The organism is Streptomyces sp. NPDC052301 (assembly GCF_044593395.1).
In the GTDB taxonomy this organism is placed as follows: domain Bacteria; phylum Actinomycetota; class Actinomycetes; order Streptomycetales; family Streptomycetaceae; genus Streptomyces.
The window spans coordinates 744,340-756,753 of sequence record NZ_JBIUBE010000001.1; the positions used below are offsets into that span (position 1 = coordinate 744,340).

A 12,414-nucleotide genomic window follows, 5' to 3' on the forward strand; every position below is an offset into this window, starting at 1 on the left:
CTCAGTCCCGACGACTTGGAGCTGACGTGCACCGCAGAATCATCGCGCCCGGCGCACTGGCGGCGGCCTCCCTCCTGCTGGCGATCCCGGCATCGGCCGCGAGCTACTCCCCCGGCGCGCCGGGCATCGGCGACCCCTACTACCCGTACTACGGCAACGGCGGCTACGACGTCTCGCACTACGACCTGCGGCTGCAGTACCAGCCGAAGACGGACGAACTGCAGGGCACGGCGACGATCCTGGCGCGGACCACGCAGGACCTGTCCCGCTTCGACCTGGACTTCCTGCTGGACGTGAGCGAGGTGCGGGTGAACGGCGCGAAGGCCACGTTCACCCGCTCCGAGCAGCACGAACTGGTCGTCACGCCGAGGACGCCGCTGGCGAAGGGCACGCCGGTCACCGTCGTCGTCCGCTACAGCGGAGTGCCGTCGACGAAGAGCGCCTACGGCTTCACCACCTGGCACCGCACGCCGGACGGCGCGGTGGCGGCCGACGAGCCCGAGTCCGCCTGGTGGTGGTTCCCGAGCAACGACCACCCGAGCGACAAGGCCACCTACGACGTGTCGGTGGCCGTGCCGGACGGCACCCAGGCCGTCTCCAACGGCACGCTGCAGGCGACCACTTCGAAGCTGGGCTGGACCCGGTGGTCCTGGCGGCAGAACAAGCCGCAGGCGACCTATCTGGCCACGCTCGCGATCGGGAAGTTCGACATCACCACCGGGACCTCCGACGGTGGGGTGCCGATCGTCAACGCCTACAGCAAAGACCTCGGCGACAACGACGGGGCCGCGCGGGCGAGCGTGGAACGCACCGGCGAGATCGTGGACTGGCTGAGCGGCTATTTCGGGCCGTACCCGTTCGCCTCGGCCGGCGGGTACGTGCCGAACACGACCACCGGGTACGCGCTGGAGACGCAGACCCGTGTCTACTACAGCCCGAAGCAGTTCGCGAAGGGCGCCAACACCTCGCTGGTCGTGCACGAGCTGGCCCACCAGTGGTACGGCGACGACGTGTCGCTGAAGGGCTGGAAGGACATCTGGCTCAACGAGGGCTTCGCGTCGTACGCGCAGTGGCTGTGGTCCGAACACGAGGGCGAGGGCACCACGCAGCAGCTCGCCGACTACGTGTACGCCTCGCACCCGGCCGGCGACGCGTTCTGGACGGTCAGGCCCGGAGACCCGGGCGCGGACAACCAGTTCGACGACGCCGTCTACGACCGGGGCGCCCTCGCCCTCCAGGCGCTGCGCGACAAGGTCGGTGACGACGCGTTCTTCCGCATCCTGAAGGGCTGGCCGAAGGAGCACGCCTACGGCAACGCCTCGGTGGCCGACTTCCGCAACTACGCCGAGCAGGTCTCCGGCAAGCCGCTCGCGGCGCTGTTCGACACCTGGCTGTTCCAGCCGTCGAAGCCGGCCGCGCCCGCGGCCCGCGCCGCGTCCCTGGCGAAGCCGGGCACGACGGTGGCCCAGCCGCGGTCCTGGAAGAAGATCGAGACGGCCCACGGCGGCCACGGGCGCTGAGCCTGCCGGCTAGCGTCCCGGCCCGGCCCCCTTCAGCAGTGCGTCCCGGCCTATCGACTCCGCTCGGGAGGCCGGGACCGTGCAGGCGTAGGCGCCCGCGACCGCGCCGTAGCGGGCGCAGATCTCGGGCGGCTCGCCGCTGAGGCGGCCGTAGAGGAACGCGGCGGCGAAGGCGTCGCCCGCCCCGTTGGAGTCCACCACCGGCGCGGGCGGCACCGCCACGGGCACCCGCGTCAGCTCACCGTCGGCCAGCAGATACGCGCCCTCGGCGCCGGCGGTGGCGACGACGGCCTCGGCCCGGCCCCGCTCGGCGACGCGCCGCATGGTCCGCTCGGGGTCGGTCAGCGCGGCCGCCGAGAGGAAGACGACGTCCGCCGCGTACGCGAAGGGCTCGTGGTACGGGTTCTCGCCGTCCCAGTCGTGCAGGTCCGTGGAGAGGGGGACGCCCGCCGCCGTCAGCACCGCAAGGGCCTCGGCGCACGGCTGGGTGATGGTCACGTGGACATGCCGGCTCGCTCCGGCCAGCGTGCGCAGCAGCTCCGCGGGGAAGCGGTCGCCGGGACGGGCACGGCTGGTGTCGTACAGGGACAGGCGGCGGCCGTCGGGCCCGACGAGGTTGACCGCCCGCTTGGTGCCGGCCGGCTGCGGCAGCGCCGTCAGTCCGATGCCGTGCTCGCGGTGCAGGGCGCGGACGAGGTCGCCCTCGGGGTCGTCGCCGAGCAGGTCGAGGTGGTGGGTGCGCAGGCCGAGCGCGGCCAGCCCGAGCGCGACGAAGTCGCCGGTCTGTCCGGCCCGGGTGCGGATCCCGGAGTCGATCATGTAGCTGTCGGCGTACGGCAGGGGCAGCTCGGGGACGTGGATGATCGTGTCCACGCCCGCACCGCCCAGCACCAGGACGTCCGTCGCACCGGTCCCCGGCGTCATCGACGGCCCCCTGCGTGGTCGTACACGGTCACCGCGATCCCCCGTGCCACCAGCCGTTCGGTGATGAGCGGCTCGATGCGGGACCAGGTGCCGCCCGCCAGACCGCAGCCTATGCGGGGCATGTGCACCGACGCGCCGCGTTCGATCACTTCGCCGGCGAGGCGGGTGAGGGCGGTGTCGATCGCCTCGTAGCGGACCGGGACGCCCTTGCTGCCCGTCCTGATCCCGTGCTGGCCGATCATGTTGGCCACCCACAGGGACCGCCCGACCTCGACCAGCCGGACGGCGCCCAGTGCGAAGTCGTTCCTCGCCCGCTCGCGGTGCCAGGCGCGGTAGGCCGCCTCCGGCTCCGGCCAGCGGCGCGAGAGCGCGAGCACGAAGCCCTTCCCCCAGCCGCCGATGTCGTTGCAGACATGGGCGATCACCTTGCCGCCCCCGACCGACGGCGCGGTGGCGTCACCCCGGACGTACGTGATCTCCGGCATGACGCCACCGTAGGCGATGCCACCGACAGCGGCTCGGGTTTTCCGGGGCCGCTACTTCGTCGGCTTCGACAGCTCCCGGCCGGCGTTCTGCGCCACCCGGCGGCGCACGCCGAACCAGCCGGCGACCAGCATGACGGCGAGCACCGGGATCAGCAGGATGGTCTTCCGGCCGACCTCGGGGTCGTTCCACATCATGCCGAGGCAGACCAGCAGGAACACGATCGTCGCGATCTCGGTGACCGGGCTGAACTTCAGCCGGAAGTTCGGCCGGGTCGCCAGGCCGGCGCGGGCACGGCGGACGAAGATCATGTGGCAGAGCATGATGATCACCCAGGTGCTGATGATCCCGAGGGAGGCCACGTTCAGCACGATCTCGAAGGCCTGGCTGGGCACCAGGTAGTTCAGGCCGACACCGAGGACACAGACCGCGCAGGTCAGCAGGATGCCGCCGTAGGGCACCTGGCTGCGGTTCATGCGGGCGGTGAACTTCGGGGCGGAGCCCGCCATGGCCATGGAGCGCAGGATGCGGCCGGTGGAGTACAGGCCGGAGTTCAGCGAGGACATGGCGGCGGTCAGGACGACCAGGTTCATCACGTCGCCGGCCGCCGGGACGCCGATCTTCGACAGGACGGTGACGAACGGGCTCTCGTCGGCGGAGTACACCGAGCCGGGCAGCAGCAGGGCGAGCAGCACGACCGAGCCGACGTAGAACAGGCCCACACGCCACATGATCGAGTTCACGGCGCGCGGGACGACCTTCTCCGGCTCGGCGGTCTCACCGGCGGCGACGCCGACCAGCTCCAGGGCGGCGTACGCGAAGATCACGCCCTGCATGACCAGGACGACCGGCATCGCGCCGTGCGGGAGGAAGCCGCCGTGGTCGCTGATGACGCTCGGACCGGGGGTGTGCCCGTCGACCTTGTGCTGGGTGGCCAGCAGGAAAATGCTGATCAGCATGAAGCCGACGATGGTGGCGACCTTGATGATCGCGAACCAGAACTCCATCTCGCCGAAGATCTTCACCGAGATCAGGTTCACGGCCAGGACCACCGCGAGGGCGATCAGGGCGAGCACCCACTGGGGGATGCTGGTGAACATGGACCAGTAGTGCGTGTAGAGAGCGATCGCGGTGATGTCGGCGATGCCGGTCGTCGACCAGTTCAGGAAGTACATCCAGCCGGCGACGTAGGCGCCCTTCTCGCCCAGGAACTCACGGGCGTACGACACGAAGGACCCGGAGGACGGGCGGTACAGGACCAGCTCGCCCAGGGCCCGGACCACGAAGAAGGCGAAGACGCCGCAGACGAGGTACGCCAGGGCGAGGGCCGGGCCCGCGTTGTGCAGACGGCCGCCGGCGCCCAGGAGGAGTCCGGTACCGATGGCACCGCCGATGGCGATCATGTTGACATGGCGGGCCTTGAGGTCCTTGCTGTAGCCGGCGTCGCCCGCGTCCGCGGGCGTCGGGGCCACCTCGGGACGGGTGGAGGCCTGCACCGTTTCCACGGTGTCCTTGCTGCTCACGGGTGGTTCCACTTCCTGGTGCGCCCGGGCCTCGTGGGTCCGGGGGTCGTGCAGGGATCGGCCCGCACCACCCTTGGTGAGTCGCGGTACAGACCAAGGCAGCAGCTTCCCAGAGAGAACCGCCGGTACGCGGTGGCCCAGGTCACAGAGCGTTGCTTCTCACATGATCCACTCAGGGTCCACGCATCGTTCACCGCGGGTTTCACACCACTGGTGAGACAGCGATACTGCTGCACATGACGACCGATGCCGGGGACACGCCCCTCACCGTCGACGAGCTCGCCGCCCGCGCGGGTGTCTCGGTCCGCACCGTGCGTTTCTACGGCAGCAGGGGTCTGCTGCCGCCGCCGGTGATCGGCCCGCGCCGCGTGGGGCACTACGGGCCGGACCACGTGGCACGGCTGGCCCTCATCGAGGAACTGCAGCAGCAGGGCATGACGCTGGCGGCGATCGAGCGGTACCTGCGGCAGCTGCCGCCCGATCTCACCCCGCACGACCTGGCCATTCACCGCGCGGTGGTCGCCAGCTGGGCGCCGGACGCGGTGGACACGGTGTCGCGGCGGGAGCTGGAGCGGCGGGCGGGACGGTCTCTCGCCGCCGAGGACCTGGAGCGGCTGACGGCGATGAACGTGATCACGGAGTCGGCGGAGGACACCTTCCGTGTCGACTCCGGGCTGCTCCGGCTCGGCGTGCAGCTGCTCGACGTGCCGCTGTCGCACGAGGCGATCCTCGCGGCGCGCAAGGTGCTCATCGAGCACTCGCGCGCCGCGGCTCACGAACTCTCCCAGGTCTTCCGCGGCGAGGTGGCGGAGCGTGACGCCCGGGACGTGAAGTCCCTGTCGGCGCACATGCACCCGTTGGTGGTGCAGGCGCTGCTGACGACGTTCCAGCGGTCGCTGCGCGAGGAGCTGGGCGGCTGGGTCACCCGGCCCGAACCGGCCGGGCCCGGCTCAGTGACGGACTGAGTCGGCGAACGGCTCCCCCTTCCCGGCCTTTTCCACGAGCAGCGCGGGCGGGGTGAACCGCTCGCCGTAGGCCTCGGCGAGCTCCCGCGCGCGGGCCACGAAACCGGGCAGGCCGCCCTCGTAGCCGTTGATGTACTGCAGGACCCCGCCGGTCCAGCCGGGGAAGCCGATGCCGAGGATCGAGCCGATGTTGGCGTCGGCGACGGAGGTCAGGACGCCCTCCTCGAGCAGGCGAACGGTGTCGAGCGCCTCGGAGAAGAGCATCCGCTCCTGCATGTCCCGGAACGGGATCTCGTACCCGGGCCGGGTGAAGTGCTCGCGCAGGCCCGGCCAGAGGCCGGCCCGCCTGCCGTCCTCGGTGTACTCGTAGAAGCCGGCGCCGCCGCTGCGGCCGGGGCGGCCGAACTCGTCGACCATGCGGTCGACGACCGCCTCCGCCGGGTGCGCGGTCCAGGTGCCGCCCGCCTCCTCCACGGCCCGCCTGGTCTCGCCCCGGATCTTGCGCGGCAGGGTGAGGGTCAGCTCGTCCATGAGGGAGAGCACCTTGGCCGGGTAGCCGGCCTGGGCGGCGGCCTGCTCCACGGAGGCCGGCTCCAGCCCCTCGCCGACCATCGCGACGCCCTCGTTGATGAAGTGGCCGATCACGCGGGAGGTGAAGAAGCCGCGCGAGTCGTTGACGACGATCGGCGTCTTGTTGATCTGCCGGACCAGGTCGAAGGCCCGGGCGAGGGCCTCGTCGCCGGTGCGCTCGCCCTTGATGATCTCGACCAGCGGCATCTTGTCGACCGGGGAGAAGAAGTGCAGTCCGATGAAGTCGCCCTGACGCTCCACGCCCTCGGCGAGGGTGGTGATGGGCAGGGTGGAGGTGTTGGAGCACAGCAGCGCGTCGGGGGCGACGACGGACTCGATCTCCTGGAACACCTTGTGCTTGAGCGAGGTGTCCTCGAACACGGCCTCGATCACCGCGTCGCAGCCGGCGAGGTCGGCCACGTCGGCGGTGGGGGTGATCCGGGCGAGCAGCGCGTCGGCCTTCTCCTGGCTGGTGCGGCCCTTGGCGACGGCCTTGGCGCACAGCTTCTCGGAGTAGCCCTTGCCCTTGACGGCCGCCTCCAGGGCGACGTCCTTCAGGACGACGTCGATGCCGGCGCGGGCGCAGGAGTAGGCGATGCCCGCGCCCATCATGCCGGCGCCGAGGACGGCGACCTTGCGGACCCGGCGGGGCTCGATGCCCCGGGGGCGGTTGGCGCCGGAGTTGACGGCCTGCAGGTCGAAGAAGAAGGCCTGGATCATGTTCTTCGAGGTCTGGCCTGCGGCCAGCTCCACGAAGTAGCGGGCCTCGATGACCTGGGCGGTCTCGAAGTCCACCTGCGCGCCCTCGACGGCCGCGGCGAGGATGTTGCGGGGGGCCGGGTAGGGCGCGCCGTTCGTCTGCTTGCGCAGGGTGGCCGGGAAGGCCGGCAGGTTGGCCGCGAACTTGGGGTTGGCGGGGGTGCCGCCGGGGATCTTGTAGCCGGGCTGGTCCCAGGGCTGCCGGGACTCGGGGTTGGCGTCGATGAAGGCGCGGGCCCTGGCGAGCAGTTCCTCCGGCGTGGCGGCGACCTCGTGGACCAGGCCGTTCTCCTGGGCCCGCCGCGCGTTGTACTGCTGCCCCTGGAGGAGCACCTTCAGCAGCGCGTCCGCGATGCCGAGCAGCCGTACGGTGCGGACGACTCCGCCGCCGCCGGGGAGCAGGCCGAGGGTGACTTCCGGGCAGCCGATCTTCGTGCCGGAGGTGTCGAGGGCCACCCGGTGGTGGCAGGCGAGGGCCAGCTCGAAACCGCCGCCGAGGGCGGCGCCGTTGATCGCCGCGACGACCGGCTTGCCCAGGGTCTCGATGCGGCGCAGGTTGCGCTTGATGGCGAGGCCGCCGTCGAACAGGTCCTGCGCGGTCTCGGGCGTGACCCGGATCAGGTCGCGCAGGTCGCCGCCCGCGAAGAAGGTCTTCTTCGCCGAGGTGAAGATGATGCCCCGGACGGAGTCCTGCTCGGCCTCCAGCCGGTCGGTGATCGCGGCGAGGGAGTCGCGGAACGCCTGGTTCATGGTGTTCGCGGACTGGTCGGGGTCGTCCAGGACGAGGGTGACGACACCGGTGCCGTCCTGCTCCCAGCGGATGGTGGTGCTCTCGGTCATGACAGTCGTCTCCGTTGAAGTCGCTTGGTTCCGCAGGGAGTTCAGATGCGCTCGATGATCGTGGCGATGCCCATGCCGCCGCCCACGCAGAGGGTGGCGAGGCCGTACCGCTTGTCCTGGCGCTCGAGTTCGTCCACGAGGGTGCCGAGGATCATCGCGCCGGTCGCGCCGAGGGGGTGACCGAGGGCGATGGCGCCGCCGTTGACGTTGACCTTGTCCAGGGACAGGCCCATGTCCTTCACGAAGCGCAGCACGACCGCGGCGAACGCCTCGTTGATCTCGACCAGGTCGATGTCGTCGATGGTGAGGCCCGCCTTGGCGAGCGCCTTGCGGGTCGCGGGGGCGGGCCCGGTGAGCATGATGGTGGGCTCGGAGCCGGAGACGGCGGCGGAGACGATCCGCGCGCGCGGGGTGAGGCCGTAGCGCTCGCCGACCTCCTTGGAGCCGATGGCGACGAGCGAGGCGCCGTCGACGATGCCGGAGGAGTTGCCCGCGTGGTGGACGTGGTCGATCTTCTCCACCCAGTGGTACTTCTGCAGCGCGACCGCGTCGAAGCCGCCGAGTTCACCGATGTCCGCGAACGAGGGCTTCAGCTTGGCGAGGGAGTCCGCGGTGGTGCCGGGGCGCGGGTGCTCGTCGTGGTCGAGGACGACCAGGCCGCTGCGGTCCTTGACGGGGACCACCGAGCGGGCGAATCGGCCCTCCTTCCAGGCGGTGGCGGCGCGCTCCTGGGAGAGGGCGGCGTACTCGTCCACGTCGCGGCGGGTGAAGCCCTCGACGGTGGCGATCAGGTCGGCGCCGATGCCCTGCGGCACGAAGTCGACCTGGAGGTTGGTCATCGGGTCGTTGAACCAGGCGCCGCCGTCGGAGGCCATCGGGACCCGGGACATGGACTCGACACCGCCCGCGAGGACGAGGTCCTCCCAGCCGGAGCGGACCTTCATCGCGGCCATGTTGACCGCTTCGAGGCCCGAGGCACAGAAGCGGTTCTCCTGGACGCCCGCGACCGTGTCCGGCAGTCCGGCGGCGACGGCCGCGATCCGCGCGATGTCGGACCCCTGGTCGCCGACCGGGCCGACGACGCCGAGCACGATGTCGTCGATCGCGGCCGGGTCGAGACCGGGGAAGCGGTCGCGGATCTCGTGGATGAGGCCGACGACCAGGTCGATGGGCTTGGTGCCGTGCAGGGCGCCGTCGGCCTTGCCGCGGCCGCGCGGGGTGCGGATCGCGTCGTACACGTACGCTTCGGTGCTCACTGATGTGCCTTTCGGGAGGGTGGGCCGAGCGGGGTGGGCGGGCTCAGCCGGCGTCGGTGACCGGGTCGTCGCTCACGAGTGCTGGTATGCCCCAGTCCCGCGCCACCGCGGCCGTGTCCGCGCCCGGCCGGGCCGGGCCGCTGCGGACGGTGGTGGGGGTGGCGGAGAAGCGGGGGGCGGGGGCGGGCTGGGTGATGCCTCCGTGGTCGGTGAAGGTGCCGCGGGCGGCGAGGTGCGGGTGGTGCGGGGCCTCGCTCAGGGACAGCACCGGTGCCACGCAGGCGTCCGAGCCCTCGAAGACGGCGGTCCACTCGTCGCGGGTGCGGGACTTGAAGCGGGCGGCGATGCCTTCGCGCAGTTCGTCCCAGCGGGTCGGGTCCGCGCGGGCCGGTGCCAGGTCGGCCAGGCCGAGCAGGCGCAGGAACTCCTCGTAGAACTGGCCCTCCAGGGCACCGACCGCCATGTACCGGCCGTCGGCGGTCTCGTAGGTGCCGTAGAAGGGGCAGCCGCCGTCCAGCAGGTTGGCGGCGCGCCGGTCCTGCCAGCCGCCGGCCGCGAGCATGCCGTGGATCATCGCGGACAGGTGCGCCGTGCCGTCGACGATGGCGGCGTCGACGACCTGTCCGGTGCCGGTCGCGCGCGCGTGGTGCAGGGCGGCGAGGACGCCGACGACCAGGTAGAGGGAGCCGCCCGCGTAGTCGCCGAGGAGGTTGGCGGGGACGGCCGGGGGCTCGTCCGGGCGGCCGATCATGCCGAGGGCGCCGGTGAGCGCGATGTAGGCCACGTCGTGGCCCGCGCGGGGGGCGAGCGGGCCGTCCTGGCCCCAGCCGGTCATGCGGCCGTAGACCAGGCGGGGGTTGCGGGCGTGGCAGTCCCGGGGCCCGACGCCGAGGCGCTCGGCGACGCCGGGGCGGTAGCCCTCGACGAGGATGTCGGCGCGGGCGGCCAGGTCGAGCACGCGCGCGGGGCCGTCCGGTGTCTTCAGGTCGACCACGATCGAGCGCTTGTTGCGGTTGGTGACGTCGTGCTCCGGGTCGATGCCGAGCCCCGGGCCGCCCGGGCGGTCCACCCGGACCACGTCCGCGCCGAGGTCGGCCAGCAGCATGGCGGCGAAGGGCCCCGGCCCGATGCCGGCCAGTTCCACCACGCGCACGCCGGAGAGCGGGCCGCTGCCCGGCGTGCCGGGTGTCCGTGCCGTCGTCATGCGTCCAGCCCCCAAAGCGTGTGACACAACTGATGTAACACCGGTGATGCTAAGAACACGCTCCACCGGGCACAAGACCTGAACGAGCAAGCGCTTAGCCAAGTGCCCGAGTGCGCGCGCATCACCCGAAGGAGTGAGAGGCGGATGCGCCACGGGATGGATCGGCGCAGGGAGGGGCGCGCGTGCCGGTCGTGAGGGCGTTCCTGGCCACGGCCACCGCTGCCTCCGGGGGCTGGTCGTCATCGCTGCGCACTGCTCACGCTAGCCTCAGCCACCGACAGCGGCGCGTCCGGCACGACCAAGGGGTGTCATGAGCAGGCTAAAAAGGGCGGATCGCCCCTATGACCTCGTGCTCTTCGGAGCCACGGGCTTCGTCGGCACGCTCACCGCGGAGTATCTGGCCGCGCACGCGCCGCAGGACCTTCGCTGGGCGGTGGCCGGCCGCGACGAGCGCAGGCTCCGGCGGCTGCGCGAGCGGCTGCCCGGCGGCGCGGACATCGGGGTGCTGCGGGCCGACGTGGCCGAACCCGCCTCCCTGTACGCCCTGGCCGAGCACGCCCGCGTGGTCGCCACGACCGTGGGGCCGTACGTGCTCTACGGCGAGGACCTGGTCGCCGCCTGCGCGGACACCGGCACCGACTACCTGGACCTCACCGGCGAGCCGGAGTTCGTGGACCTCATGTACGTCCGGCACGACGCACGCGCGCGTGAGACGGGCGCACGCCTGGTGCACGCCTGCGGCTTCGACTCCGTGCCCCACGATCTCGGCGTGCACTTCACGGTCGCGCAGCTGCCGGAAGGGGTGCCGCTGACCGTGGACGGGTACGTGACCGCCGACGCGGCCTTCTCCGGCGGCACCCTCGCCTCCGCGCTGAACCAGTTCGCCCGGGGACGGCAGATGCTGGCGGCCGCCCGCGAGCGGGGCCGGCACGAGCCGCGGCTGATCGAGCGCCGGGTCACCGCGCCGACGGGCGCGCCGCGGTTCGCCGGGGAGGTCGGTGCCTGGGCGCTGCCGCTGCCGACCATCGACCCGCAGATCGTGCGCCGTTCGGCGAAGGCTCTCCAGCGGTACGGACCCGACTTCCGCTACCGGCACTACGCGGCGGTGCGGCACCTGCCGGTCGCCCTCGGCGGGATCGCCGCGGTCGGCGCGCTGCTGACGGCGGCCCAGCTGCCGGCCGCCCGGCGCTGGCTGTCGGACCGGCTCAGGCCGGGGGACGGCCCGAGCGCCCAGAAGCGGGCGAGGAGCAGCTTCTCGGTGCGTTTCGTCGGCGAGGGCGGCGGACGACGGGTGTTCACGGAGGTCGCGGGCGGCGACCCCGGCTACGACGAGACGGCGAAGATGTTCGGGGAGGCGGCCCTGTCCCTGGCCTTCGACGACCTCCCGCCGACGGCCGGGCAGGTCACCACGGCGCAGGCCATGGGCGACGCCCTCACGGCCCGGCTGCGCGCCGCCGGCATCACCTTCCGCGTCGCGGCCGGCGGCTAGGACGCCACCGGGCCACGCCGAACCGCCGGGCTGCGGTTCCTCCGCACTGCCGTGCCGCCGCACGCGCTCGCCCGGGAACCGCGCGACGGCCCGGCCGTACGCGAGCCGGCGGGTCAGGAGGCCGGCGCCCGGCGCGCCGACGCGTCCCGGGCCTTCGCGCGTGCGTGGGCCCGCGTCGCCTCCGCAAGGGCGCGGCGGCACAGGGCGTCCGCCCGGCGCGTGGTCTCCGGCAGCCGGTACACGGGTGTCAGCGCCAAGGTGTGCGCGAGGGCGTTGTCCAGGCTCACCCGGTGCCCGACGGAGACGAAGACCGGCTTGACGCCGTCCCGGGTGCGCAGAGCGCGCCCGACCTCCTCGCTCCCGGCGAGCAGCGGAGCGGAACTGCCCCGCGCGGCGGCCGGGTCGTCGTGACGGAAGGTGAACGGGTTCTTGGCGACGCCGATCGTCGGCAGGCCGGTGAGCACGCCCAGGTGGCTGGCGAGGCCGAAGCGGCGCGGATGGGCCAGCCCGTAGCCGTCGCAGACGATCAGTCCGGGCGGGCACGGCAACGTCTCCAGCACGGCCCGGACGGTGGGGATCTCCCGGAAGGCGAGGAGCCCGGGGACGTACGGGAAGGAGACCCGGCCGACGGCCGTCGCCTCCGCCACGACGTCCAGGGTGGCTGCGTCCAGCACGACGGCCGCCGCGGCGACGAGGTCGAGGGCGTCGTCGTAGGCGACGTCGACCCCCGTCACCCGCCCGGTCCCGGGCACCGGCCCGGGCTCGTCGAGCACCACCCGCCCGCGCAGCTCGTCCTGCACGGCGCGGGCCTCCTCCTCCGTCGCGGGCCAGCCCGCGGGTACTCCTACGGTCGTCATGGTGGCCATGATGGACGCCCCCGG

The 12,414-nt window shown here is 72.4% G+C and carries 10 protein-coding genes; 3 read left to right on the plus strand and 7 right to left on the minus strand.

The genetic code is table 11. The features are described 5' to 3' along the window. The first annotated feature begins 26 nt into the window (after positions 1-26). The gene (locus tag ACIHEJ_RS03155; protein ID WP_400131575.1) at positions 27-1,520 is read left to right on the plus strand and encodes a M1 family metallopeptidase; all 1,494 of its coding nucleotides are present in this window, start codon (positions 27-29) and stop codon (positions 1,518-1,520) included. A gap of 9 nt (positions 1,521-1,529) precedes the next feature. Here ACIHEJ_RS03155 and ACIHEJ_RS03160 read toward each other — a convergent pair whose 3' ends face one another. From ACIHEJ_RS03160 to ACIHEJ_RS03170, 3 genes are read right to left on the minus strand one after another with little or no spacing between them, the layout of a single operon-like run. Next, on the minus strand, positions 1,530-2,444 hold the full coding sequence (locus ACIHEJ_RS03160; RefSeq protein ID WP_400131577.1) for a PfkB family carbohydrate kinase: 915 nt from the start codon (positions 2,442-2,444) through the stop codon (positions 1,530-1,532). Further along, on the minus strand, positions 2,441-2,929 hold the full coding sequence (locus ACIHEJ_RS03165; protein ID WP_400131579.1) for a macro domain-containing protein: 489 nt from the start codon (positions 2,927-2,929) through the stop codon (positions 2,441-2,443). The genes ACIHEJ_RS03160 and ACIHEJ_RS03165 overlap by 4 nt, the downstream gene beginning before the upstream one ends. Before the next feature lie 51 nt (positions 2,930-2,980). Then, on the minus strand, positions 2,981-4,450 hold the full coding sequence (locus ACIHEJ_RS03170; RefSeq protein ID WP_400131581.1) for an amino acid permease: 1,470 nt from the start codon (positions 4,448-4,450) through the stop codon (positions 2,981-2,983). Between the two features lie 236 nt (positions 4,451-4,686). On the opposite strand from ACIHEJ_RS03170, the gene ACIHEJ_RS03175 reads away from it, so the two are divergent. Then, positions 4,687-5,415: a MerR family transcriptional regulator gene (locus ACIHEJ_RS03175; protein ID WP_400131583.1), complete on the plus strand. Its 729-nt coding sequence runs from the start codon at positions 4,687-4,689 to the stop codon at positions 5,413-5,415. Here the strand turns inward: ACIHEJ_RS03175 and ACIHEJ_RS03180 are convergent. Genes ACIHEJ_RS03180 through ACIHEJ_RS03190 form a run of 3 tightly spaced genes read right to left on the minus strand, consistent with a single transcriptional unit; the run spans position 5,401 to position 10,044 of the window. Further along, positions 5,401-7,584, minus strand: a complete 2,184-nt coding sequence (locus ACIHEJ_RS03180; protein ID WP_400131585.1) for a 3-hydroxyacyl-CoA dehydrogenase NAD-binding domain-containing protein — start codon at positions 7,582-7,584, stop codon at positions 5,401-5,403. The two genes, ACIHEJ_RS03175 and ACIHEJ_RS03180, sit on opposite strands and share 15 nt — an antisense overlap. Before the next feature lie 41 nt (positions 7,585-7,625). Then, a complete protein-coding gene (locus ACIHEJ_RS03185) occupies positions 7,626-8,840 on the minus strand; it encodes an acetyl-CoA C-acetyltransferase (protein ID WP_400131587.1) in 1,215 nt (404 codons plus the stop codon). A gap of 43 nt (positions 8,841-8,883) precedes the next feature. Then, positions 8,884-10,044 (minus strand): CaiB/BaiF CoA transferase family protein, encoded by a 1,161-nt coding sequence (locus ACIHEJ_RS03190; RefSeq protein WP_400131589.1) that lies wholly within the window; start codon positions 10,042-10,044, stop codon positions 8,884-8,886. Positions 10,045-10,354: 310 nt separating this feature from the next. Between ACIHEJ_RS03190 and ACIHEJ_RS03195 the strand changes: the two genes are divergently transcribed. Continuing rightward, complete coding sequence (locus tag ACIHEJ_RS03195) at positions 10,355-11,533, plus strand: saccharopine dehydrogenase family protein (RefSeq protein ID WP_400131591.1); 1,179 nt, start codon at positions 10,355-10,357, stop codon at positions 11,531-11,533. Positions 11,534-11,646: 113 nt separating this feature from the next. Here the strand turns inward: ACIHEJ_RS03195 and ACIHEJ_RS03200 are convergent, their stop codons facing one another. Beyond that, a complete protein-coding gene (locus ACIHEJ_RS03200; RefSeq protein WP_400131593.1) occupies positions 11,647-12,390 on the minus strand; it encodes an endonuclease V in 744 nt (247 codons plus the stop codon). Between the last annotated feature and the right edge of the window lie 24 nt (positions 12,391-12,414).